Below are 22,966 nucleotides of genomic sequence, written 5' to 3'. Positions count from 1 at the left end.
CCGGGCGGTCGTCCGGCAAAGAGCCGGATAGACAAGCAGAGAAGGGTGGTCAGCACGAAGCTGACCGAATTGCAGTATTACGCTGTCAGGAAACGGGCGGGCGAAGCCGGGATGCGTGTCAGCGAATACGTGCGGCAGGCGGTCGTGGCGGCGCAGGTGACGCCCCGGCTGAACAGGCAGGACGCGGACACCCTCCGCAAGCTGGCGGGCGAAGCCAACAACATCAACCAACTGGCGCACCGGGCAAATACCGGGGGCTTCGCGCTGGTGGCGGTTGAACTGGTGAAGCTCAAGAACAAGATAGTAGAAATCATAAGCCATTTGTCGGATGATTGGAAAAATAAGGAAAGGAAGCGGGTTTAAGGGCTGTGTGGACTATGTGCTGGGCAAGCAGCAGGCGGTGCTGCTCCATGCGGACGGGGTGCTGGCGGAAAGCAGGCAGGACATCGTCCGCAGCTTCCTCGCGCAAGCCTCCATGAACCCGCGCTTGGGCAAACCCGTCGGGCATATCGCGCTGAGCTATTCGGCAGCGGACGCGCCCCGGCTGACGGACGAGAAGATGGTGCAACTGGCGCAGGAATACATGCGTGAGATGAAAATCACCGACACGCAGTACATCATCGTGCGCCACCAGGACAGGGAACATCCGCACGTGCATATCGTGTTCAACCGCGTAGGCAACGACGGCAAGACCATTTCTGACCGGAACGACATGTACCGTAACGAGCAGGTGTGCAAGAAGCTGAAAGCCAAACACGGGCTTTATTTCGCCAAGGGGAAAGAGCGGGTGAAGCAGCATAGGTTGAAGGAGCCGGACAAGTCGAAGTACGAGATTTACACGGCTGTGAAAAATGAAATCGGCAAATCCCGGAACTGGAAGCAGTTGCAGGAGCGGCTGGCGGAAAAGGGAATCACCATCCGGTTCAAATGCAAAGGGCAGACGGGCGAGATACAGGGCATTTCCTTTTCCAAAGGCGGATACACGTTCAAGGGTTCGGAGATAGACCGCAGCTTCAGCTTCTCCAAGCTGGATAAGCATTTCGGGAACGCAGGAATGGATACCACAGAAAATAGTCGGCAGCAGATATTTTCCGCACCTATTTTGGAGCCTGAGCAAACACCGCAAAGGAACGACAGCCCTTCAATGGGCGGCTTGTTCAGCCTGTTTGATGTTTCGCCGTCTGCTCCATCGGACGAAGAAATTGACTGGAATCTGAGAAAAAAGAAGAAGAAAAAGAAAAGACAACTTAAACTGTAAACGGATATGGAAGAAAATTTGATTTTAGAGGGGCTTCTCTCCATGGTCACGGAACTGAAGGAGAAGCAGGAAGCGCAGGTAACGCCAGCCAGTCGGGAAGAAACGCTCGAAAGGCTGGATGTCATCGAACGGACATTGTCGGAGTTACGCAGGAACCCGGCGATTCCCGAAAAAGAGTTACAGGCAGTCCAAAGCCGACTTGACAACATAAGGGACGAGATGCAAGGTCAGCAGAAGCACATTGAGGACACCAAGAGAATAGCGTTGGAAACCTACCGTTGCTTCAATGTAATGGTCAAGACCCTGAACGCTTACAGGACGGAGAGGGAGGAAGCCGCTCCTTTACCGTTTTACCGGCGGATTTACAACAGGGTCGCTTCGTGGGTACGTCCAAGACTGTTCCTCTTTTCGGCAGGTCTGATTGTCTGCGCCGCTTCCCTGTACCTGAATGTCCGTCTGGCAGAACGGATGGGACAGTTGCAGGACAACGACATGAAATACCGCTTCCTGCTAATGCAGGGGCAGGCAGACGGCACCACCCTTGAATGGCTGGAGAAAAAATTCAAGTGGCAGCGGGACGGGCGTTTCATCCGCAGCCTGACGGATTCGGTGTTAAACTTTGAAGAACGTTGCCGCAAGCAGGCGGAAGCCTTGGAACGGGCAAGGTTGCTCAATGAACAGGCAAAGCAATTGAAAAGGGAAGCTGACAAGATTGCTAATCCATAAAAATAAAAAGAGAAAAGTCGGAGTAAGAAGATTCAATTCATATTCCGACTTTTCATCCTTTTTTCTTATAGATTGCTCCATTATAACATCTAAAATGCAAATGAGATTGTCACGTAGCTACCGTGTATTTTCTCTGCTTTGGGATAAAAATACCCCAATAATGTATTGTCATATTTCATATTCCTGCGCATGGCAAAAACGTCTAAATTGGAAAATATGTAACCGACAGTTATCATTAGCGGATCGATTTTTATAGCAATGCCTACCCTAATATCATAAAAGCACCAATTCCCTCTCTTATTACTGATATACTTTTGCTCATAAGGAATGTAATACTCGTCTTTGCAAATGTCGATGCAAGCCTTATCATATGGAATATTCATTATCAATCCTGTTTCTGCAGTCATGTGGACTGAAAAATCTTCTTTTTTGATGATTGTAGGCGAAATCAAGAGTATCGACGGATGAAAGTATAAGTCTGAGAGTTCCTGATAATCTTCATTGACTTTCCAATATTTGCCACTTGGAACGCAAGCAGAACTGAATTGTTTCCAAAAGCCAATGCCACTACCAATTCCCACATAAGGTACAGGCAACCAGTGATAAGAAGCTTCAAGCTGCCACGTGTCACCGGAAGTCAAGGCTGCGGTCAAACCTACATTATGGTGCGGATTATCTTCTTGCGCTTTCGCCTTCACACAAAAGAAAGCGAAAATACATATACATAACACGCATCTGAAAAAGGAAAACAAGGAAAACTTTTCTACTAAAAAATCAGCCATGACAATTCAACGATTTTTATTCACCATTTGTTTGAGAAATGATTTCTTGCAGTACATATTGTGTTGTCTGACACCTTGTATCTTTAGGATGGGCTGAGAGGACTATTTTCTCTACTCGCAGCTCATAATCATATCCTTTTTCGTAAGTAAAACCTTCTATTTTATTGAACGGAACATTCGTCCATGCATCCTTTTCAGATTCACGTATTTTCATACAAGGTGCTTGAAGGTCACTGTTACCCCAATCATTCCAATCATATATTCCTTCTTTTGCCGATACAAACAGACTGATGGTGTCACGTGTACTTTCAGCCTCTTCTTTTGACAGTTCTTTCACCAGCTTATAAGTATATCCGCTGCCATCTGCCGGAGGATTTCCCAAGGTTGTCCGCTCTATCTGTAACTTATAGGCGTATCCACGGTCATACTTAAATCCGGCTATTTCGTTGAAGTCCATATATTCGAAATCAGCATTTCCAACCTTTACCCACATGCCTTCAATCGGGTAACTTGACATGACAGGACTGTCAATATAGGTCATGGGAGAAACCTCAGCATCCATCGTTTCCACTTTGTCTTTCGGCGTATCGTCATCCATACAACCTGCCATCAGGAAACAGATTGAACATAACAGTAAAAATAATACACCATTTCTTTTCATAATCGCACTTTTGTGGTTTTACTGCTGACAAAGGTATATAATTCCCCTTCTGATAGATATCTTACTATATGGAATTTATCCGTTTTAAGAATATTTAGCTCACTAAACTCCAGATTTTATTATCTATCTGCAATCTCAAAGCGCACCAGCATGGAATAGTTCTTCTTAATGGTACGGAAGTTGTCGAATGAAGCGGCATCGGATGCCAGAACGTTGCTTTGCGCAAATGGAAAAGCATTGCTGCTCCCTTCTTCCACAATGCGTATCACGTTGCCCAATTTCTTGCCTAATGCCTCCACCAAATAAGTAGCTTTCCGTTGGGCGGCTTTCAATGCTTCAATCTTCCCCTTTTGGTGATAGGCAAGCATATCTTTGTTCTCCAATTCGCCGATGCGCATGGTGTGGATGCCTTTCGTGTCGATGCGTTTGACGATTTCATTAATCTGATTGAAGTCTGTCAAGGTAATGTCGAATTTTTTAGAGACCAAAAAGTCTTGCCCTTGCTGCCGCCAATAGTCACCGATTTCTTGTGTCCGGATAGCATTTTGCGGAATACCTGCCTTATCAAGAGCTTCTCTCAATCCTTGCTCTATCTCTGACAAAGGCACTTTGGTATGGTATTCTTCGGGCTTCGATTTGCCGTCGAATTCTTCCTCGAAGTATTCACGGATTTCAATCAGATAATGGATTTTGTCGGGTACGATTTCTATTTCCGATGTACCCGTCACTTCGATGTAGCACTCATTTGTCTGTGCTTGTAACGAAATAGTGGTCAATAGGCTGATTGTCAATGCAAATAATTTTATTCTCATTTCTTCTGGTTTTATTTATTTGTTCTCAAATCCTTTTACAATGGAACAGGCATCAATATAGTCCAATGTGTTTATAATTGAGTCCTGTTTTTCTTGGCTTAACCGATTAAAAAAGAGCGTATCATTTTCCCATCCGTTGGCTTCGAACAAAGCATCCAAAGAATCCTTCTTTTCTTTTAACAAGCTTTTATATAAAGATAACATGTCATAATTATGTGGATTCGATATTTGGAAATTCCCACTTTCTAACCTCATGTTTATTCGTGGCGCGGTAATCACGGAATCATTGAATACAAATCCTATCCGCTTGCCTATGAGCTGTTCCGTCGAATCTGCCCATGCCTGCAATTTATGCTTGCTTACACTTCCTGTTATTACCGCTTTTCCGAAGAAGTCGTTGTCCAGCCGTAAGCTGGCAAATTCCTTTACAGTAACAATTGGTCGGGAAGCTATGCTGTCTTTTTGTCCGTCTATGATGCGGTACCAACCGTTCTCCCTATGCTTGGCTGACTTTATATATCCATTTGCATAAGTTGCGATTATTTCTTTGTTCTCATCATAGACATATCCGTTGGAATAATTCCCTTTGACTTTTCTTTCATTATCAAAAATGTATCCATTGGCATAATAGCCCACAACTTTTCCTTTTGCATCCACAATATAACCATTACGGTATGTGGTCATATTTGTCGTTCCGCAAGAAACAAAACAACAAATGATGACTGTTACAGTTACTGACAGAAATATGTGTACAAGTGCTATGTACTTAAAATGCATCCTCGCTTTCATTCCTCTTGTTTTTAGTGTTACTTCATTATGATTGATAGCCAATCACGGTCTATCTTGTCCACTGAAACATCTTTGTGCAATGTTACCAAGCCTTTGCTTTTTACATATTGCTTTTCCGTGAATAAAGGCGGTTGTTTGGAAGCCCTGAAAGTTTGGGTCAAAGCTGCTGTTTCCATAAAACGCCCGTCAATAAACTCAAAACGCTTATAGCAGTAAGATGCAGCCGAAATGCGTGATGAAGAAAATACGCATTGTTTCTCGTTGTTTATTTGTGGATTTTCTATCTGCTTAAAGCTCTCATCTTTACGATATTGCTTCTTCGTTTCGTCCCATACAAAGCAATCATAATACTGTATCATCTGATTACCATACCGACCAAGGTTGACAAGTATATCGTCCTTACCGTCAAAATTGACATCTTGTAAATTAACCCCAATATTAAGATTATCGGCAAACTCAATGTCGGACGGATAGGAATAAGATATTTCCTGGGCTGTTTTTCCCTGCTTATCAAATAGGGCGATTCGCAATCCTTTCAAGTTCGTACCGTTCCTGACAGCCGTATATCTCATCATTTTAGTTCCATTATGCCCAACGAGCTCCCATTCGTCAGATGCCCAAAAAGAATGTTCTCCGTCATCATGCGCTTTTCCGCTTGTTGTCGTTTGAGCTTTCCCGTTTTCAAACGGTGTGGCAAACTTGAATTGAGGCTTAATGACCACATTGCCCAATGAATCGGCAAAGCCAACCAGTCCGTTATCATCCATGATGCGGAAAAGTCCTTCACGGATATGGTCGGGACTGCTATCGCATTTGAACACATAAAACAATTCTTTGCCTTGATTGTCTATGCAAACAATCCGTGCGTCCTGCTTGTTCTCATACACAAAACCGATGTGCCGTATAGTATCTGTTTGGCAGAATTTATACTTACCGTATGGTACAATGGTATCACCACGTTCATTCAAGTAGCATACAGGGACACCGACTTCAAGATGTTTTTCTGTTGTATGGGCAATCAAGCTCTCGTTCCTCTTAAAAATTACGGGTATAGTCCACACAGATTTCTGAAATTCTCCTTTGCCGTAATAATTGATAGTGGGTGTCCAGCGGGGCATCTTTCTGATGATTTCCAATACTTGGTTGTCCCAATCTTCAATACCGCAGCTTTGCACCACTTTCGCATCATATACTTCTCCATACGAGTTAATCCGCACTGTATAGATGCCTCTCGCTTGTTGTTTATCACCCAATAAATTAGGTTCATACTTTAAGTGTTGGGTGATGTAATTTTGCGCAGACCACGGCTTCCCGTCTTGAAAATAAGAAACGGTTTCCCATTCAACGAAGCAATGCTTCAATTCTTCTTCCGTGATGCTATCCGCTTTCACCTTGTCCCTGTAATGTTGGGGCAAGAAAGGAACATATACCGCATAGAAACATTTCATCCGCTTGCCGTTCTTGTCCCTGCACGGCAGACAATGCGGCAATTCTTTTATCAGCCGGACAACTTCTTTGTCAAATTCTTTATGTTTGGATGTCAACACATTGATTCCGCGCGGTAGCCCCAATGTGTCGATAGAGAACATCACTACGGAATATCCTGCTTGGTTTTTCTTCAACAATTTTTCGGGATAAACCATTTGGGAAGCGAAATACTTTTCCAAGTCGTAATTCCATTTCGCCCATCGGGGCGGCTCTATGGCTGACAGGTCTTTGAAAGGTTTCCCTGACATATCCAAAGTACCCAAGTTCCAACTGATTTCCGCACGCCAAATGCTGTCCAAGCGATTTTCATTCTTCCGTTGTCCTTGTAAGCTATTATCTGTTGTACATATGACAGGACCGACACCAACAGTCAGCGTATCGGGCAGGTATTGAAAGACTAATATACTGTCAGTCAGCTCTTGGATAATGTAATTTTCCCTCGATTCAAAGGCTTTGATTGTATCTCCGTATAAAGAATAAGAATAAAAAGTTTCTTTCCTTTTTCCATCATACAAAAAGACGTTTCTCCACCCCGCATCACGAAATTCCATTTCCATAGCATATTGCTTGTTTGGGGGTAATTGCACTTTCCATACTTTGTTTTCCAGCAATGCGGACATATCTGCACATTTATTGTTTTGGGCAGAAAGTCCGCCTATTACAACCCATGCAAGCCATATGAACAGAAGTTTCTTCATAACCTATCATCTTAATAGCACTCAAAGATAGCGAAAAGGAATAATCTAATCAATTATTAGACAATTCCTTTCCCGTTAGGTTTAAGCAAATTAACTCTTATGGTGAAAATAGGCACCTTAAAAATATCTACAAGTTTAGTTTGTTCCTTTGTCTATATACCCAAACCAACCTAAACCTATTCTTGTAGGCAGTAATAAACGTGCTGGCGAAAAGAGAAAAGGATGGATATTTCTTCTCTTTTCGCCAGTAGTACTTTTATTGCTAATAGTTTGCAGCCGAGATAAACTTCTTGATTTCTTCCTCCGACGGCAGTTCTATCATATATTTCCGCACAAAGATGTTGGGGTCTAATCCGGCGGTGGCGTACTTCACCATCGTATCGCCCTTTTCGGTGCAGAGCAGGATGCCGACGGGCGGATTGTCGTCGGGCTGCATCACTTCCGCCTTGAAGTAGTTGAGGTACAGGTTCAGTTGTGAGGCATACTCGTGGCGGAACTTGTCTATCTTCAATTCTACGATGACGTGGCATTTCAGGATGCGGTGGTAGAACACGAGGTCGGCAAAGAAATAATCCCCGTCTATCAGGATTCGCTTTTGGCGGGCTTCGAAGCAGAAGCCGTGTCCCATTTCCAAGAGGAAGCGTTGCAGGTTGTCAAGTATGGATTGTTCCAAGTCGCTCTCCGTTACCAAAGCACGGTCGTTCAATCCCAAGAACTCCAATGTGACAGGCGTGTTGATAACGTCTTTGGGCTGCAACGGCGCGGCTTGCTGTTGCACCAAGGCGGATAGGGCTTCCTTGTTCCTTGACAATCCGCTGCGCTCGTAATAGAGGGAGTTGATTTGGCGTTCCAATTCCTTATACGACCAGCATCCACGAATGGTTTCCATTTCATAAAAGGCTCTTTTTACCGGGTTGTCAATCGTGGATATAAGCATCAGATTAGAATATGTGAGCCTGTTAAAGAGCCTGTCAGCCGAAATCATCCATCTTTTTGCGTCATTCAATTCGGCGGACGGCATCCGCCGAATGTTTGTCGCAGATTCGGCGGACGGCAACCGCCGAATTGGTTCCATGAATTCGGCACTCAGTGTGTGCCGAATTTGGCTTTGCGAAACAATGTATTGTGCAATAGGCTCTTTCAGTTGCGGGTAAACAAGGTACAATCGCCGGAACTCACGAAACCTGCGCTCGTTCAGCCCCTTGACGTTCAGCCGCTGTTCCAGCTTCTTCAACAGTTGTTCGCCGTATGCGGCACGGTCTTCCCCGTTCTGTTCAAACTCTACGATGTAGCAGCCCATGAGCCAGTTGCGGGCGGTCAGGGCAAGATTTACAGCGTGTGCGGCTTGCGCCTGCAACGTGCTTTGTATCGTGCTGATATGTTTTACTAATGCTTCAAAGTTCATAGTTGCAAAGATAAGTCTTTTGTGGTTAAAACTTTAATTCCGGCAGGCTGTTTATCGCTTCCTCCTTCAATTTATCCACCGCACGGGTGTATTTCTCCGTATGTTTCAGTCCGCTATGCCCTAAAAGGCTGGCAACCGTCTTGATGTTCGCACCATTGTTGAGGATGTTCACGGCAAACGAGTGGCGGGCGCAATGCCAGCTGATGTGCTTGTCTATCCCGGCTCTTTTCACCCAACGCTTGACCGATTTGCAGCAACTTTCATAAGAAGGCAAATTGAAAATGAGAGCGTCCTTGTTGCCATCTGGCGGTGTCCCCACAAGCGAAAGAATCCCGTCATTGAGCGGAATGACCACTCCGCTGTTGGCTGAATGTCCTTTGGTTTTGGTCTGCTCGAACTGCAACTTCTTGTTGGAATAGTCGATATTCCGGTAAGTAAGGTCTTTCACATCACAGAAGCGCAAACCGCAATACAGACAGAAGATGAACGCGCGTCTTACGTTGGGGGTCTCGTTCTCATAATGACACGCTATCAACCGTTGGATTTCCTCCGGCGAAAGCACGTCTTTGCGCAATATCTGGCTGTCCACCTTGCAGGTAACGCCCTTGCACGGGTCTTTCAACATCACATCATGGTCAATCGCATAATGGATTACCTTCTTGAAACGCTGGAAGATGCTTTTGGCTCCTTCGCCCACACTTCGCGATTGCAAATAAGCCACAAACTGCTCCATCATGTCCTTTGTGATAAGTTCGGGCTTGATGCTGAACTCATACATCGGATAATGCTCATGCAAAAAATCCTTGAATCGGCTGAGCGCGATTTGCACCATCCGAATGTCCTTCTTGGTGTAGTCATTGATATAGGCTTGAAAATAATCCAAGAAATTCACGTTCCGGTCTTTTTTCAGGCGATACCCCAACATGCTTTCCTTGAACTCCTGTTCACGTTCCGCGCGTATCCTTACGGCAAGCTCCAATGTTTCCTTGTTCTGCTGGCGTTCCGCAGGGGTACGGGGCTTGTCTATCAGATACAGGCTAAGGTTTTCTTTTCGCCTATGATGTTTGACTGCGAATTTTGGCTTTCCTTGCATCTTCCCGCTATCGTAGTACACCTGATTGCCGTTTTCGTCCAGCACAGGCTTTTCCTCCCTGCCCAAATAATACTCCAGATAAAGGCTGATTCTGCCATCCGAAAGTTTATTTTGCTCCAATTTGGGGTTTTCTTTCGTTTTATTTTCTAACTTTGCCATTGCTTAGAGGTTTTATCCCGATTCAGATACCATAACCGGGAGATTACACTAAATAATTGATTTCCTTTTGTTTTCCGATGTTGCAAAGGTACAAAAGAAATCGGAATTTCAAAGCGTACTAAAAGTGTACTGAATAACAGAAAATGGGCAAAATATGGCAAAAATGGAGAAAATAAGAAACACGCAAGTCATTGATAATAAGGAAGATAAATTCTTTTATTTTCCTATGGTTTCTATGGGCTGTACCGGGTCTGGGTACTAAGAAGAGCTAAGTATTTGATAATTCGATACTTGGCTCTTTTTATTTGTCTGATTTATCTCTTATCCTTCCTGCATTTGCAAAAAAATGGAGTTGTAAGTCTTTGTTTTCTTTGGTTACGCAAGACAAATGCAGTACCTTTGAGAGGAAAAATGCATATAATAAAAGTCTATGGAACAAGGTGTTTGGCAGGAGATTGAACAGTTGTACCAGAAGTTTCTGCAACTTGGTATCAGTGAAGCGGTGGACTATGAGAAGTACTACCTCTATTCTCTTATTACCCATTCTACAGCGATTGAAGGTTCAACACTCACCGAAGCAGAAGCACAAATGCTTTTCGATGAGGGGGTGACTGCCAAAGGAAAGCCATTGGTGTATCATTTGATGAACGAGGACTTGAAGAATGCATACGGCCTTGCGAAAGAGGAAGCCAAACGTAAAGAGCCCGTCACATCGGCATTTTTACAGCAATTGAATGCCATGTTGATGCGTACGACAGGCGGCGTACACAATGTAATGGGTGGCTCCTTTGATTCTTCCAAAGGTGAATTTCGTTTGTGCGGCGTGACGGCTGGTGTGGGCGGCCGTTCTTATATGAATTATCAGAAAGTTCCTGCCAAAGTAGAGGAGCTGTGCGCTTTATTGCAGGAAAAGCAAAAAGCTGTGGGAACGTTTCGGGAACAATACGAATTGAGTTTCAATGCTCACCTCAATTTGGTAACCATTCATCCGTGGGTAGATGGTAATGGTAGGACCGCCCGTCTGCTGATGAATTACATTCAGTTCTGCTACAACCTCTTCCCAACCAAGATATTCAAGGAGGACAGGGAAGAGTATATTTCTGCCTTGCGGCAGTCGCAGGAAGAAGAAGTTAATCAGCCATTCTTGGACTTCATGGCCGGGCAGTTGAGAAAAACGCTCTCTGTGGAGATTGAGCGGTTTGATGCTTCACAAAAGAAAGGATTTGGTTTTATGTTCTGATGCGGGGAAGCAGATTGTTCTCTCTGTTGAGGACGGAAAACCCGTCATTGAGATGGATTCTGTCAATGACGGGTCGCTTGCTGTTCTCCGATTTTTGTTTTACTCTGCCTCTCAGGCCGTCCGTCGTTACATGCCGGCGCTGTTCTTCTTCAGCCATTCCACCCGGCGCTGGTCGGGCAGGTGCTTGACGGTGAAATGTTCGAACCGGGCCTGGAAGCCGTTGCCGTCGGGGCAGGCGCCCATGATGCCCACCATGACCGGATGATTGTCCTGCAGCCAGGCGTTGCGCATCATCGTGTACTCCTTGTCGTCGAAAGAATAGAAAATCTCTACGGCATCCAGCCGTCTGACAGCCTTGATCCAGACAAACGGTACGGGCTTCTCCAGGGGGATGATGCTCCAGTCGCTCGTGTGGTGGGTGACGACGGTGCTGAGGTTATACTTCCCGTCCACAAACTCGATGCCGGCCTTGATGTAGTTTTCGTGGTCGATGCGCAGCATCAGGCCCGACTGGTCGAAGCGGGTCTTGTAGTCGCCCGAAATCTTGACCTTGACTTCGAACTCCCCTCCGCGCAAGGTGTACAGAAACGGGGCGTCGTCGACGGTAAACCCGTAGTGGGAGATGCGCCAGTAGTCGGTCTGGGACGTGACATCCATCGAAAGTGCGTTGTCTTTGATTTCCCAGTGTTCCGGTTCGTTGAACCACTGCATTTTCTCCAGCGATTGGGCCATGCAGGTCCAGCAGGAGGCGGCAAGCAGCAGTCCGCTCAATACGATTGATTTCTTCATGGTGATAAAATGTTTATTGTATGGATTTCTTTTCTGAGTCCGTCAGTTGCCGGACGACGCGGCAGGGGTTGCCTACGGCCAGCGTACCGGCCGGAATGTCTCTGTTGACAACGCTCCCGGCACCGATGACGCAATTGTCGCCGATGGTGACGCCGGGCAGGACGCAGACCTGTGCCCCGATCCATACGTTGTTGCCGACGGTGATGGGGCGGGCATATTCCAGCCCGCTGTTCCGCTGCCCGATGTCGAAAGGATGGCCGGCCGTATAGAAACCGCAGTTGGGCGCGATGAACACATGGTCGCCGAAGCGGACCTTGGCCTCGTCCAGGATGACGCAATTCATGTTGGCATAGAAGTGTTCGCCGATTTCGATGTTGTAGCCGTAGTCGCAGAAGAAGGGTTGCTCTATCAGGAAGTCTTCCCCCGTTTTCCCCAGCAGGGCTTTCAGCAGCTCCGTTCTCCGCCGGGTTTCCGAAGGCGGCAGTTGGTTGTATGCGTAGCATTGGTCCTTGCACAGCTGCCTTTCGGCTATCAGCTCCGGGTCGTGGTTGGCGTCGTATAATTTGCCCCGGAGGCACTTTTCCTTTTCGCTTGCCATGAGATAATGATCTTTTTTTGTTACTTTTGCAAAGATAGGCCTTTGCGGCCTCATGTACAATGATTATAAATAACCATTTTATGGCTGGCCGATGGATACCGTAGACCGATTGAACAGAGAATTTTCTGCACAGGACTTTGCGGAGAATCTTCCTGACAGCTCCGTGCTGGAACGTTACAGGGAGGTGGCCCGCAACTATGCGCGGATGGAAAATGCCGTGGCCGTGCTGAGCGACCTGCGTGCCCGCGTCAGCTACATCTACTATGGAGGGTTTGCGCGGATGCTGGGCATCGGGGAGGCTCAGAAGGACGACACGATCGCTTCCATCTGGGAGGAGAACCTTTTCCGGCTGGTCCATCCCGACGACCTGGCCGGGAAGCATCTGCACGAGCTTTGCTTTTTCCATTTTGTCCGTCAGCTGCCTCCGGGGAAGCGTGGCGACTATTATCTGCAGGGGCGGCTTCGCATGAAGACCGTCACGAACGGTTATGTGCCCGTGCTGCACCGGATGTTCTATATTCCGATTTCCTCCAGCGGCACGCTGTGGCTGGCCTTGTGCCTGTACAGCCCCCTGGTGTTCGATATGTCTGCCGGGGCGTTCATCGTTCATTCTGTGACGGGCCGTACGGAGGAGCTGGGCGAACGTCATGGCGCGATGATACTGTCTGCCCGCGAGAAGCAGATACTCTCCCTGATCGACAAAGGGCTGCCCAGCAAGGAGATTGCAGACCGCCTTTCGATCAGCGTCCATACCGTCAGCCGCCATCGGCAGGAAATCTTGAACAAGTTGGGAACCCGGAACTCCATAGAGGCCTGCCGGGTGGCCAGGGAACTGCACCTGCTTTGAGCGGACAGTTACAAAAAGTGGGGGCGGCAGATGGTTTTCAGACAGATTCTTTTATCTTTGCAAGTGTAAAAATATGTCAGGAGCATGAACCAGATATCTTTATTGTGCAGACGGCCTTTCGTGTGGCTGGCCCGTTTCCGCTATCGGCGGGGCTATGGGGTGCATTCGCCTTTTGCTTTCCATCTCATTACGGGCGTCGTCTACGAGGCTGCACCTTATTATAAATACGCATCCCTGCTGGAAGAGGAAAAACGGCAGGCGTCGCGGCAGCCCAGGGGCTGGCGGGGCGAATCGCTCAAGGTGAAGCGGCTGCTGTTCCGCCTGGTGAACTATGCCCAGCCGGAGACGGTGGTCGATGCCGGACGGCTCTCGGCCTCGGCCCTCTACCTGAAGGCCGCGCGGGAAGGAGCCGTCTATACGCCTGCGGCCGGGCTGGACGAGCTGTTCCTGGAGGCCGGTGTGCCGGTGGACTTCCTGTACCTGCACGACTGGCGCCGTCCCGACTTTGTGGAAGAGGTGTTCCGGCAGTGCGTGGGGCGCACGCGCGGCCGCTCGGTGTTCGTCATCGAGGGCATCCGCTACACGAAGGCCATGCACCGGCTGTGGGATGCGATGAGGCGGGACGAACGGTGCGGCATCTCCTTCGACCTCTACGACCTGGGCATCCTCTTCTTCGACCGGACGAAGATAAAACAACATTATTTGGTAAACTTTTAAGGCCTTCGGGCTGTTTAATGCTTAAAAAACAACGGATTTATGAAGAAAAGTCTGATATACACCCGCACGGGCGACGCAGGCAAGACGTCGCTGGTAGGAGGGACGCGCGTCCCCAAAACACATGCCCGCCTGGAGGCGTATGGCACGGTCGACGAACTGAATTCTTTCCTGGGGCTGCTGGCTGCACGCCTGACGGCCGACGACCTGGCCTTTGTCCAGTGGATACAGAACGAGCTGTTCGTGGTGGGCAGTTACCTGGCCACCGACAGCGAAAAAACAGAACTTCGGGCGGTAAGCATCATCACCCCCGAACACGTGGCGGAGGTGGAGGCGGAGATCGACCGTCTGGACAGCCTCGTGCCACCTCTGACAGCATTTGTCCTGCCGGGCGGCGACGAGGGAGCAGCCCTTTGCCACGTGTGCAGGACGGTGTGCAGGCGGGCCGAACGCCGCATCCTGGCCCTGGCGGAGGAAGTCGCCGTTTCGGCCGAATTGCTGGCTTTTATCAACCGTTTGTCCGATTATCTGTTCGTTTTGTCCCGGAAAATCAATCTGGACAATAAAAAAGACGAAATATTTTGGCAGAAAAGTTGCAAGTGATATTTTTTGTTATACATTTGCCGAAAAATTGAGAAAAAGAACTGATTGTTTACGAATAATTTTAACGCTTAAAGACTATGTATTGGACATTGGAATTGGCGTCTAAACTGGAAGATGCCCCTTGGCCGGCAACTAAGGATGAATTGATTGATTATGCCATGCGTTCGGGTGCTCCGCTTGAAGTGATAGAAAATCTTCAGGAGATGGAAGATGAAGGCGAAATATATGAAAGCATTGAGGATATTTGGCCTGATTATCCCAGCAAGGAAGATTTCTTCTTCAACGAAGAGGAGTATTGATGTACGTAGTAATCAGAAGAAGCCTGCTTACAGGCTGGATAGAGAATAAGAAGGGCAGTCTGACGGCTTGATCGAGAGCTGACAGACGGCCCTTTTCTGTCTTTAAAGGTTCCAGGAGGAATATCATGGATACACAGGAAAACGAAACATACCGTTTGCCCGGGCTGAAGGAACGCCGGGTGCCTGAAGCCTGCCGCGAGGAGATCGGCGCGCTGTTGGGCGAGATTTATGGCTACACCCAGTTTCGCGAGCTGGAGATATACGACGACCTGTTCAAGGGAAAGGAGACGACCACCCTCTCGCAGGGGCAACTCATCGAGCACGTGGCGCGCGAGGCCGAGAAAGGACTTGGGGAATCGGGCGGCAGTCCCGACAATCTCCTGCTGACGGCACCTACGGGATCGGGCAAGTCGCTGCTCTTCCAGTTGCCGGCCATCTATCTGGGCCGGCGCTACGGGACGCTCACGCTGGTAGTGTCGCCGCTGAAGGCGCTGATTGTGGACCAGGTGGAGAGCCTGCAGGATCAGGGCTACGGGCGTGTGGCCTATGCTTCGTCCGACCTGTCGCCCGAGCAGAAGGCCGAGGTGTACCGCCGGGTGCGCGAGGGGGAGGTGGACCTGTTCTACCTGTCGCCCGAGCTGTTGCTGTCGTATGACATCCGCCACTTTGTGGGCGACCGGCACATCGGGCTGGTGGTGGTCGACGAGGCCCATACCGTGACCACCTGGGGCAAGGAGTTCCGTGTGGACTACTGGTTCCTGGGACGCTATCTGGCCGGCTTGAAGCAGACGCTGGGCTATACCTTCCCGCTGTTTGCCCTGACGGCCACGGCGGTGTGGAATCCGGCGGGCGACAACGACATGGTCTTCGAGACGGTACGCTCGTTGCAGATGGAGCCCTGTGTGCTCTACATCGGTACGGTGAAGCGCAGCAACATCGGCTTTGACATCCGTCAGTTGCAGCTGCAGGAAGGGGAAACCTACGACAAGGCCAAGCAGCGTGCGGTCTCTGCCCGGGTGGACGACTATCTGGACGGACACAAGACGCTGCTCTACTATCCCTTTGCCGGTGGCATCGACATGCGCATCAAGTCGTGGGTGAAGCCCGCCGACTGGCCGCTGGTGGCCTCCTATTACGGCAAGAAGGACAAGGTGCAGAAGGCGGCCATCGTGGATGCCTTCAAGGACGGCAGCAAGCGGCTCATCGTGGCCACCAAGGCTTTCGGTATGGGCGTGGACATCAGTGACATCGACCGCGTCTACCACGTGGCCCCGTCGAGCACGTTTGTCGACTACGTGCAGGAAATCGGGCGTGCCGCCCGCGACGCGTCCGTGCAGGGCATTTCGGCGACCGACTTCCACGAGCGCGACTTCTACTACATGAACCGTCTGCACCAGACGGGAGCCATCGCGCAGGAGCAGCTGGCACTGATCCTGCAAAAGCTCGTCGAGGTGTACCACATGAAGGGCCGGAAGCCTGAGATGCTGGTGTCGCTCTCCGACTTCGAGTTTGTCGTGAAACTGCCCCGCACGAAGAACAAGCTGGAATACGAAACCGAGCTGGGGCAGTTTGTGAAGACCGCCCTGCTGTGGCTGGAGGAAGATATCCAGAAACGTTTCGGCGCGCGTCTGCTGGAAGTCAGTCCGCAGAATCTGCTGGTGGAGGGCTATGTGCAGGACAAGACGGGCGACGCCTTTGCCCGCGAGTATGCTGCCTACCTGACTCCGGTGGCAGGCGAGGAGAATGTCTACCTGGCCCGTCTCGATCGCCTGTGGGAAGAGCGTTTCCCCGAGTTGGGCTACAAGGAGTTCAAGCAGAAGCTGAACAACGGTACGCTGTGCGAGGGCGCGCGTCCTGTGGCTGTCGGCAAGCACGAGGTGCTGCTGAAGGAGGATGCCGACACGCTCCGCCGCCGCATGGACGAATTGTTCAAGAGCCTGGTCACGCTGCTGAAGACGGCTTTGTTGAAGACCAAGGGCCGCTTTGACGAAGAAGCCCTGCGTGCCGTCTTTGCCGAACATGCGATGGACGTCCGTTCGGCCAAGCGCTTCATTGGCTCCCTGCTCGAGAGCCGTACGGAAGAGGGACGCAGCGTCAGCTACATCAGCAGTCAGAAGAAGGAATCCAACGAGCTGTCGTTTACCGTGACCCGCGGTTTCGACTTGTTGCTGTCGCGCTACCAGAAACTGTTTGCCCAGCGCATCACGGGGCATAAGGGCGACCGGCTGGAATTCTATTGCACGCCTTTCTCCGACTTGAACATGCTGCTCAACCTGCTTTCCATGTTGGGAGGGCTGTCGTTCAGTGTGGCGGGAGGAGGCACGCCGTGTGTCCACGTGCGCTTCAACGATGTGGAAGCCTTGGAACAGCTGGCGGCTTCCGACGGTTATCGCAACCTGATTCTCGATGCCAACGAACGCATCTTCCAGGAGCAGATCGAGCTGTTCTCGATGTTTTTCGGTACCGACCGCCTGAGTGACGACCGTCGTTGGGACTTTATAGAAGACTATTTCACCGGTACCTCGGTGGAGGAACTGAAGAAGAGGTATTGTTGTTAGTGGTTAGCGGTTAGCAGGTATGTACTGACCGCTCACCACTCACCGCTCACCGCTAATCTTCTGGTACGCCAGTCGTTCGTCGCCGTTCATCAGATAGATGATGCCGCAGTAGCGGAAACCATGCTTTTGCAGAATGTGTTGCAGGATGTGGTTGTCGCGGTGGGTGTCGGCCCGCAGGTTCTGTATCTGCGTGTAGCACCACTCCAGGCAGGCGGCAGCCACGCCGTGGCTGTCTTCCGTGCTGGCCAGCCGGTGTATGGTGGCGTAGGGCTGTTCGTCGTCCAGCCACTGGCCGTCGTAGATGCGGGCGTATGTAGGGTCCTTGCCCGGAATGAAGGTGAAGGTGCCGATGATGTCCCCCTTTTCGTTCAGGCACACGTAGCTGTGCCCGGCTTCGATGTCTTTCGTTACCAGTTCGCGGCTGGGGTATCCGCCCGTCCATTGCTTCAGGTTGCCGCTTTTCCGCATGATGCGTTTGCCTTGTTCGAAGATGTCCATCAGGCGGTTCATGTCTTCCATCCGGGTTTTTCTGATTTGTATCATAAGCAGTCAGTTCATGGGAAGCCCTTGTCGTTTTCCTTGTTCTTTTTGAACATTGTCGGGGCGTAGAGTGTTCTTTAATAAAGAAAAGGATGCAAACCTATGGTAAGATTTACATCCTTTCTGAGCGGAAAGACAGGGATTCGAACCCTGGGAACAGTTGCCCGTTCACCGCATTTCGAGTGCGGCCCGATCGACCACTCCGGCATCTTTCCTTGTTCGGCGGTGCAAATGTAGCATGTTTTCTGCTAAATTGTGCGCTTTTTATGGAATATTTTACATATATTTGCCCAAAACTTAAAAAATGAAGATTATGAAAAAGGTTTTTAGTATTTTGTTGGTGGCCGTATGCTGCTTGGCATTGGCTACGCCTGCACAGGCCCAGCTCTTGAAGTGGGGTGTCAAAGGCGGTGTGAACATGTCCAAGATTGATTGGAAAGGCGGATATGAAGGAAACAAGGACAATAGCGCCGGTTTCTTCATCGGCCCGATGGCTGAAATAACGATTCCCGTAGCCGGATTGGGTGTGGATGCAGCAGTGATGTATTCGCAACGCGGCAAGAAATACGATGTGACGGACGGTTCCGACGGATTGTCGTTGGATGCCCGGCAACAGGGTATTGAAATTCCCATTAACCTGAAGTATACTATCGGTTTGGGAAGCCTTTTGGGTATTTATGTAGCCGCAGGTCCCGATTTCTTCTTTAATTTCAAGGACATGGACTTGAAAGGTTTCGGACAGTCTCTGAATGGTGATGACTTGATTGATTCAAAGAAAACGCAGGTCGGCATCAACGTCGGTGCCGGTGTCAAGCTGGTAAAACATCTGCAGGTAGGCTTTAACTATCAGATTCCGCTGGGCGACAGCTTCTCGGCAGGCAAGGCCCTGGAGGCCATCGGCGAGGATATTCTTGGCGGCAAGACCAAGACCTGGCAGATTTCTGTAGCATATATTTTCTGATAAAAGTTAGAGGGATTATTTTATCAGAGTGGTGCCGCTCGTCTTCGGATGGGCGGCGCTTTTTTTTGCACTGTCTTCAGATAAGTCGTATCTTTGCCGCATCTATGGAAAAGTTTGTCGACGTCATATTGCCCTTGCCTCTGCATGCCTGTTTCACGTATGCCCTGCCGTCCGGAATGGACGCGGAGGTGCAGATCGGCTGCCGGGTGGTGGTGCCCTTCGGCAAGAAGAAGTACTACACGGGCATCGTGCGCAACGTCCACTACCTGAAGCCGCAGGACTACGAGGTGAAGGAGGTGTCGGCTGTGCTCGACGGGCAGCCCATCCTGCTGCCCCTGCAGTTCCGGTTCTGGGAGTGGCTGGCCGACTATTACCTCTGCACGCAGGGCGACGTCTATAAGGCGGCCTTGCCTTCGGGGCTGAAGCTGGAGAGCGAAACGGTGGTGGAGTACAACCCCGACTTTGAAGCCACGGAGCCGCTGTCCGAACGCGAACAGAAGGTGCTCGACCTGCTGGCCGCCGAGCCCGAACAGACGGTGACCCGGCTGGAGAAGGACAGTGGGCTGAAGAACATCCTCGCCGTGGTGAAGTCACTGCTTGAGAAAGACGCCCTTTTTGTGAAGGAAGAGCTGAAGCGAACCTACAAGCCCAAGACCGAGACACGCGTGCGTCTTACCGAAGCGGCGCGCAGCGAACGGCGGCTGCACTTCTTCTTCGACGAACTGCAACGACGGGCGCCCAAGCAGCTGGACCTGCTGATGAAGTACATCGAACTCTCCGGCTGCCTGGGTGGGCAGACGGTCAGGGAAGTGTCCAAAGCCGAACTGCTGAAACGCTCGGGCGCCACACCTGCCGTGTTCGGCGGGCTGGTGGACCGGGGCGTGTTCGAGGTCTATCACCAGGAAGTGGGGCGGCTCGAGACCGTTTCGCAGGCCTTGCAGCCCCTCAATGAACTGAACGTCCACCAGCAGCGCGCCCTCGACGAAATCTGGGCATCGTTCCGCGAGAAGAATGTCTGCCTGCTCCACGGCGTCACGTCCAGCGGCAAGACCGAAATCTATATCCACCTCATTGATGAGGCCCTCCGGCAGGGCAGGCAGGTGCTCTATCTGCTGCCCGAAATCGCCCTGACCACCCAGATTACCGAACGCCTGAAGTGGGTCTTCGGCAGCCGGCTGGGCATCTACCATTCCAAGTTCCCCGACGCCGAGCGGGTGGAGGTGTGGCAGAAGCAGCTCTCCCAGGAACCCTATGACATTATCCTCGGCGTACGCTCGTCTCTCTTCCTGCCCTTCCGGAGGCTGGGACTGGTCATCGTCGACGAGGAGCACGAGAATACCTACAAGCAGCAGGACCCCGCTCCCCGTTACCACGCCCGCAACGCGGCCATCGTGCTGGCCTCCATGTGCGGGGCCAAGACTTTGCTGGGCACCGCTACGCCCAGCGTGGAGAGCTGGTACAATGCCACCGAGGGCGGCAAGTATGCCTTGGTGGAGCTGAAGGAACGGTACAAGGAAATCCAGCTGCCCGAAATCATTCCGGTCGACATCAAGGAGCTGCAGCGCAAGAAGCGAATGAACGGTCCCTTCTCGCCCCTGCTGCTGCAATACGTGCGCGAGGCGCTGGAGCAGAAGGAACAGGTCATTCTCTTCCAGAACCGCCGCGGCTTCGCGCCGATGATCGAGTGCCACACGTGCGGCTGGGTGCCGAAGTGCAAGAACTGCGACGTCAGCCTTACCTATCATAAGGGACTCAACCAGCTCACCTGCCATTACTGCGGCTACACGCAGCCCGTGCCCCGCCGGTGTCCCGCCTGCGAGGGGGTGGACCTGCGCAACCGTGGCTTCGGCACGGAGAAGATTGAAGACGATGTGAAGGCCATCTTCCCAGAGGCCCGCGTGGCCCGCATGGACCTGGACACCACCCGTACCCGGACGGCCTACGAACGCATCATCCACGACTTCCAGCAGGGACGGACGGATATCCTTATCGGCACGCAGATGGTATCCAAGGGGCTGGACTTCGACCACGTCAGCGTGGTGGGCATCCTCAATGCCGACACCATGATGAACTATCCCGACTTCCGCGCCTACGAGCGTGCCTTCCAGCTCATGGCACAGGTGGCCGGGCGGGCCGGGCGCAAGAACAAGCGCGGGCGGGTGGTGCTGCAGACCAAGAGCATCGACCATCCCATTATCCCGCAGGTGATGCACAACGATTTCGAGGGAATGGTATCCGGGCAGCTGGCCGAGCGGCAGCTGTTCCGCTATCCGCCCTACTACCGCTTGGTATATGTTTACCTAAAGCACCGCAACGAGCAGCTGCTCGACGTCATGGCGCAAACCATGGCCGCCAAGCTGCGTGCCGTCTTCGGCGCACGGGTGCTGGGCCCCGACAAACCGCCCGTGGCCCGCATACAGACGCTGTTCATCCGCAAGATTGTCCTCAAGATAGAAGTCAACGCTCCCATGGCCCGTGCCCGCCAGCTGCTGGTGCAGGTGCAGCGCGAGATGGTGGCCGAAGACCGTTTCAAGTCGCTCATCGTCTATTACGATGTCGACCCGATGTAGCATCATATATATACGAATACAAATATGAAAATAGCATTAGACGTACACACGCACACCCTGGCCAGCGGGCATGCCTTCAGCACCCTGCAGGAGATGGCGCAGGCCGCGGCCGACAAGGGACTGGAATTGCTGGGCATCACCGAGCATACGCCCGGCATCCCCGGCACCTGCGACCTGATTTACTTCCGCAACCTGCACGTCGTGCCCCGCCGCATGTATGGGATAGACCTGCTGCTGGGAGCGGAAATCAACATCCTTGATACGACGGGGCGGCTCGACCTTGACGAGAGTTATATGGAGAAGCTCGACCTGCGCATTGCCGGCATCCATTCGCTGTGCTACCAGCCGGGCACGCCCGAGGAGAACACACAGGGCCTGCTGCGCGTGATAGCCAACCCCTACATCCACATCATCAGCCATCCCGGCGACGGTACGGCCCGCCTGCTGTTCGAACCCCTTGTCCGGGCGGCGAAGGAGCACCACACACTGCTCGAAATCAACAACAGCTCTCTGAAGCCCTGTCGCCACAAGGAGGAGGCCCGCCCCAACAACCTGGAAATCCTCCGTCTGTGCAAGCAGTATGAAGTGCCCGTCATCCTGGGCAGCGACGCCCACATCTCGTTCGACATCGCCAACTACGAATACGTGCTCGAACTGGTTCGGGAGGCCGACTTCCCCGAGGCACTGATTCTGAATTCCGACGTGCGGCAGTTCGAGGAGTATGTGGGAATCGGGCTGACAAAGTGAGGCTCAAAAAAAGAAGAAGCGTTACCGTTTTTCGGGGATGTCTCCAAATAGAGGTATCTGCGGCTCTCCTCCTTCTGGAAGGAGGAGTACCCGATAGGGGGAGGTGGTAGGCGAAAACATAACACGTTGATTGATAGCATTTCGCGAAAACCTACCACCCTGCCCTTTGGGCAGAGGCTGTCTCAAAATAGAAATTCAAAAGTAATAATCTTACAGATTGAAACTTAGTAATAAAAAGCCTCCTGCTTTAGCCCTTATTTATTGCAATTATAGGACTAAAAGCAGGAGGTTTTTATGTTGTAGCTTATAAATTGTAAGTAAACTTATCTCTGTTTTTAATTTTGAGACAGCCTCAGTTAAATAGCCCCACCTCATTTTGAGACATCCTCCCCATAGTCTGCCGATTGTTCGTGTAGTTGTGGATTCCGGCTCAAGGTCGGGATGACGCAGTATTCGTCTTATTATTTTTTTTGACAGATATATCGAGAGGTTTTAACTGCGACCTCCTTAGGTTTCAACCCCGACCCCCTTATGATTGAAACATAGAGGCCGAATGTTTGAAACATAGGGGCCGAATATCTCAAACATTCCGATACCTCCGCCTGAGAGCGGTTCTGACGGCTGTCGGA

The 22,966-nt window shown here is 50.7% G+C and carries 22 protein-coding genes and 1 tRNA gene; 12 read left to right on the top strand and 11 right to left on the bottom strand.

Translation table 11 applies throughout. The annotated features are described in order from the left end of the window. The 3 genes from BQ7483_RS13985 to BQ7483_RS13975 form a co-directional block, all read left to right on the top strand. Nucleotides 1–363: MobC family plasmid mobilization relaxosome protein (locus BQ7483_RS13985; protein WP_072546320.1), on the top strand; the 363-nt coding region annotated here is incomplete at its 5' end. Beyond that, nucleotides 329–1,258 carry a relaxase/mobilization nuclease domain-containing protein gene (locus BQ7483_RS13980; protein WP_072543637.1) on the top strand — a complete coding sequence of 310 codons (930 nt, stop codon included), beginning with the start codon at nt 329–331 and terminating at the stop codon, nt 1,256–1,258. The genes BQ7483_RS13985 and BQ7483_RS13980, both read left to right, overlap by 35 nt. A gap of 6 nt (nt 1,259–1,264) precedes the next feature. Next, complete coding sequence (locus tag BQ7483_RS13975; RefSeq protein ID WP_072543636.1) at nt 1,265–1,984, top strand: hypothetical protein; 720 nt, start codon at nt 1,265–1,267, stop codon at nt 1,982–1,984. 89 nt (nt 1,985–2,073) lie between these two features. Here BQ7483_RS13975 and BQ7483_RS13970 read toward each other — a convergent pair whose 3' ends face one another. The 7 genes from BQ7483_RS13970 to BQ7483_RS13940 all read right to left on the bottom strand — a co-directional run bounded on the left by BQ7483_RS13970 (nt 2,074) and on the right by BQ7483_RS13940 (nt 9,871). Continuing rightward, the gene (locus BQ7483_RS13970) at nt 2,074–2,766 is read right to left on the bottom strand and encodes a hypothetical protein (protein WP_072543635.1); all 693 of its coding nucleotides are present in this window, start codon (nt 2,764–2,766) and stop codon (nt 2,074–2,076) included. Between the two features lie 16 nt (nt 2,767–2,782). Continuing rightward, nucleotides 2,783–3,427: a DUF4377 domain-containing protein gene (locus BQ7483_RS13965; protein WP_072546319.1), complete on the bottom strand. Its 645-nt coding sequence runs from the start codon at nt 3,425–3,427 to the stop codon at nt 2,783–2,785. Nucleotides 3,428–3,546: 119 nt separating this feature from the next. Beyond that, nucleotides 3,547–4,239 carry an SIMPL domain-containing protein gene (locus BQ7483_RS13960; RefSeq protein ID WP_072543633.1) on the bottom strand — a complete coding sequence of 231 codons (693 nt, stop codon included), beginning with the start codon at nt 4,237–4,239 and terminating at the stop codon, nt 3,547–3,549. 15 nt (nt 4,240–4,254) lie between these two features. Further along, the gene (locus tag BQ7483_RS17930) at nt 4,255–4,923 is read right to left on the bottom strand and encodes a SecDF P1 head subdomain-containing protein (RefSeq protein ID WP_072543632.1); all 669 of its coding nucleotides are present in this window, start codon (nt 4,921–4,923) and stop codon (nt 4,255–4,257) included. 122 nt (nt 4,924–5,045) lie between these two features. Beyond that, nucleotides 5,046–7,214, bottom strand: a complete 2,169-nt coding sequence (locus BQ7483_RS13950) for an XAC2610-related protein (protein WP_072543631.1) — start codon at nt 7,212–7,214, stop codon at nt 5,046–5,048. 262 nt (nt 7,215–7,476) lie between these two features. Then, on the bottom strand, nt 7,477–8,619 hold the full coding sequence (locus BQ7483_RS13945; RefSeq protein WP_072543630.1) for a PDDEXK nuclease domain-containing protein: 1,143 nt from the start codon (nt 8,617–8,619) through the stop codon (nt 7,477–7,479). Between the two features lie 25 nt (nt 8,620–8,644). Then, nucleotides 8,645–9,871, bottom strand: a complete 1,227-nt coding sequence (locus tag BQ7483_RS13940; protein WP_072543629.1) for a site-specific integrase — start codon at nt 9,869–9,871, stop codon at nt 8,645–8,647. Nucleotides 9,872–10,301: 430 nt separating this feature from the next. Between BQ7483_RS13940 and BQ7483_RS13935 the strand changes: the two genes are divergently transcribed. Further along, nucleotides 10,302–11,111 (top strand): Fic family protein, encoded by an 810-nt coding sequence (locus BQ7483_RS13935; protein WP_072546317.1) that lies wholly within the window; start codon nt 10,302–10,304, stop codon nt 11,109–11,111. A gap of 126 nt (nt 11,112–11,237) precedes the next feature. On the opposite strand, the gene BQ7483_RS13930 is transcribed toward BQ7483_RS13935, so the two are convergent. Together BQ7483_RS13930 and BQ7483_RS13925 are read right to left on the bottom strand one after the other, a co-directional pair. After that, the gene (locus BQ7483_RS13930; protein WP_072546316.1) at nt 11,238–11,900 is read right to left on the bottom strand and encodes a DUF1349 domain-containing protein; all 663 of its coding nucleotides are present in this window, start codon (nt 11,898–11,900) and stop codon (nt 11,238–11,240) included. 13 nt (nt 11,901–11,913) lie between these two features. Next, nucleotides 11,914–12,498, bottom strand: a complete 585-nt coding sequence (locus BQ7483_RS13925) for a sugar O-acetyltransferase (RefSeq protein WP_022020506.1) — start codon at nt 12,496–12,498, stop codon at nt 11,914–11,916. 109 nt (nt 12,499–12,607) lie between these two features. Here BQ7483_RS13925 and BQ7483_RS17615 point away from each other — a divergent pair, with 109 nt between their 5' ends. The 5 genes from BQ7483_RS17615 (at nt 12,608) to BQ7483_RS13900 (ending at nt 17,519) form a co-directional block, all read left to right on the top strand. Then, nucleotides 12,608–13,345: a response regulator transcription factor gene (locus BQ7483_RS17615; protein WP_317041275.1), complete on the top strand. Its 738-nt coding sequence runs from the start codon at nt 12,608–12,610 to the stop codon at nt 13,343–13,345. Between the two features lie 84 nt (nt 13,346–13,429). Continuing rightward, nucleotides 13,430–14,062: a hypothetical protein gene (locus tag BQ7483_RS17610; RefSeq protein ID WP_022020504.1), complete on the top strand. Its 633-nt coding sequence runs from the start codon at nt 13,430–13,432 to the stop codon at nt 14,060–14,062. A gap of 39 nt (nt 14,063–14,101) precedes the next feature. Next, nucleotides 14,102–14,662, top strand: coding sequence for a cob(I)yrinic acid a,c-diamide adenosyltransferase (locus BQ7483_RS13910; RefSeq protein WP_072546314.1), 561 nt, complete (start codon nt 14,102–14,104; stop codon nt 14,660–14,662). Between the two features lie 77 nt (nt 14,663–14,739). Next, a complete protein-coding gene (locus tag BQ7483_RS13905) occupies nt 14,740–14,961 on the top strand; it encodes a DUF2795 domain-containing protein (protein WP_002558131.1) in 222 nt (73 codons plus the stop codon). 125 nt (nt 14,962–15,086) lie between these two features. Then, on the top strand, nt 15,087–17,519 hold the full coding sequence (locus tag BQ7483_RS13900) for a DEAD/DEAH box helicase (RefSeq protein ID WP_022020502.1): 2,433 nt from the start codon (nt 15,087–15,089) through the stop codon (nt 17,517–17,519). Nucleotides 17,520–17,558: 39 nt separating this feature from the next. Here the strand turns inward: BQ7483_RS13900 and BQ7483_RS13895 are convergent, their stop codons facing one another. Then, nucleotides 17,559–18,062: a GNAT family N-acetyltransferase gene (locus BQ7483_RS13895; protein WP_072546313.1), complete on the bottom strand. Its 504-nt coding sequence runs from the start codon at nt 18,060–18,062 to the stop codon at nt 17,559–17,561. A gap of 125 nt (nt 18,063–18,187) precedes the next feature. After that, nucleotides 18,188–18,274 (bottom strand) — tRNA-Ser (locus BQ7483_RS13890). 98 nt (nt 18,275–18,372) lie between these two features. On the opposite strand from BQ7483_RS13890, the gene BQ7483_RS13885 reads away from it, so the two are divergent. The 3 genes from BQ7483_RS13885 (at nt 18,373) to BQ7483_RS13875 (ending at nt 22,337) form a co-directional block, all read left to right on the top strand. Continuing rightward, nucleotides 18,373–19,020 carry a porin family protein gene (locus BQ7483_RS13885; protein ID WP_072546746.1) on the top strand — a complete coding sequence of 216 codons (648 nt, stop codon included), beginning with the start codon at nt 18,373–18,375 and terminating at the stop codon, nt 19,018–19,020. 104 nt (nt 19,021–19,124) lie between these two features. Continuing rightward, a complete protein-coding gene (gene priA / locus BQ7483_RS13880) occupies nt 19,125–21,590 on the top strand; it encodes a replication restart helicase PriA (RefSeq protein WP_072546312.1) in 2,466 nt (821 codons plus the stop codon). 24 nt (nt 21,591–21,614) lie between these two features. Next, nucleotides 21,615–22,337 carry a phosphatase gene (locus BQ7483_RS13875; RefSeq protein WP_072546311.1) on the top strand — a complete coding sequence of 241 codons (723 nt, stop codon included), beginning with the start codon at nt 21,615–21,617 and terminating at the stop codon, nt 22,335–22,337. The last annotated feature ends 629 nt before the right edge of the window (nt 22,338–22,966 follow it).

The sequence above is a fragment of the Mediterranea massiliensis genome, from assembly GCF_900128475.1.
Taxonomy (GTDB): Bacteria; Bacteroidota; Bacteroidia; order Bacteroidales; family Bacteroidaceae; genus Bacteroides; species Bacteroides massiliensis_E.
This window is presented reverse-complemented; position numbering and strand designations above follow the sequence as displayed.

What these genes read in the sequence shown, in the direction of transcription:
- BQ7483_RS13950 (WP_072543631.1), bottom strand. Translation starts at nt 7,214, where the DNA reads ATGAAGAAACTTCTGTTCATATGGCTTGCATGGGTTGTAATAGGCGGA.
- BQ7483_RS13935 (WP_072546317.1), top strand. Translation starts at nt 10,302, where the DNA reads ATGGAACAAGGTGTTTGGCAGGAGATTGAACAGTTGTACCAGAAGTTT.
- BQ7483_RS13895 (WP_072546313.1), bottom strand. Translation starts at nt 18,062, where the DNA reads ATGATACAAATCAGAAAAACCCGGATGGAAGACATGAACCGCCTGATG.
- BQ7483_RS13965 (WP_072546319.1), bottom strand. Translation starts at nt 3,427, where the DNA reads ATGAAAAGAAATGGTGTATTATTTTTACTGTTATGTTCAATCTGTTTC.
- BQ7483_RS13980 (WP_072543637.1), top strand. Translation starts at nt 329, where the DNA reads ATGATTGGAAAAATAAGGAAAGGAAGCGGGTTTAAGGGCTGTGTGGAC.
- BQ7483_RS13960 (WP_072543633.1), bottom strand. Translation starts at nt 4,239, where the DNA reads ATGAGAATAAAATTATTTGCATTGACAATCAGCCTATTGACCACTATT.
- priA (WP_072546312.1), top strand. Translation starts at nt 19,125, where the DNA reads ATGGAAAAGTTTGTCGACGTCATATTGCCCTTGCCTCTGCATGCCTGT.
- BQ7483_RS13910 (WP_072546314.1), top strand. Translation starts at nt 14,102, where the DNA reads ATGAAGAAAAGTCTGATATACACCCGCACGGGCGACGCAGGCAAGACG.
- BQ7483_RS13975 (WP_072543636.1), top strand. Translation starts at nt 1,265, where the DNA reads ATGGAAGAAAATTTGATTTTAGAGGGGCTTCTCTCCATGGTCACGGAA.
- BQ7483_RS13905 (WP_002558131.1), top strand. Translation starts at nt 14,740, where the DNA reads ATGTATTGGACATTGGAATTGGCGTCTAAACTGGAAGATGCCCCTTGG.
- BQ7483_RS13885 (WP_072546746.1), top strand. Translation starts at nt 18,373, where the DNA reads ATGAAAAAGGTTTTTAGTATTTTGTTGGTGGCCGTATGCTGCTTGGCA.
- BQ7483_RS13970 (WP_072543635.1), bottom strand. Translation starts at nt 2,766, where the DNA reads ATGGCTGATTTTTTAGTAGAAAAGTTTTCCTTGTTTTCCTTTTTCAGA.
- BQ7483_RS13930 (WP_072546316.1), bottom strand. Translation starts at nt 11,900, where the DNA reads ATGAAGAAATCAATCGTATTGAGCGGACTGCTGCTTGCCGCCTCCTGC.
- BQ7483_RS13875 (WP_072546311.1), top strand. Translation starts at nt 21,615, where the DNA reads ATGAAAATAGCATTAGACGTACACACGCACACCCTGGCCAGCGGGCAT.
- BQ7483_RS13940 (WP_072543629.1), bottom strand. Translation starts at nt 9,871, where the DNA reads ATGGCAAAGTTAGAAAATAAAACGAAAGAAAACCCCAAATTGGAGCAA.
- BQ7483_RS17610 (WP_022020504.1), top strand. Translation starts at nt 13,430, where the DNA reads ATGAACCAGATATCTTTATTGTGCAGACGGCCTTTCGTGTGGCTGGCC.
- BQ7483_RS17930 (WP_072543632.1), bottom strand. Translation starts at nt 4,923, where the DNA reads ATGACCACATACCGTAATGGTTATATTGTGGATGCAAAAGGAAAAGTT.
- BQ7483_RS13900 (WP_022020502.1), top strand. Translation starts at nt 15,087, where the DNA reads ATGGATACACAGGAAAACGAAACATACCGTTTGCCCGGGCTGAAGGAA.
- BQ7483_RS13925 (WP_022020506.1), bottom strand. Translation starts at nt 12,498, where the DNA reads ATGGCAAGCGAAAAGGAAAAGTGCCTCCGGGGCAAATTATACGACGCC.
- BQ7483_RS13945 (WP_072543630.1), bottom strand. Translation starts at nt 8,619, where the DNA reads ATGAACTTTGAAGCATTAGTAAAACATATCAGCACGATACAAAGCACG.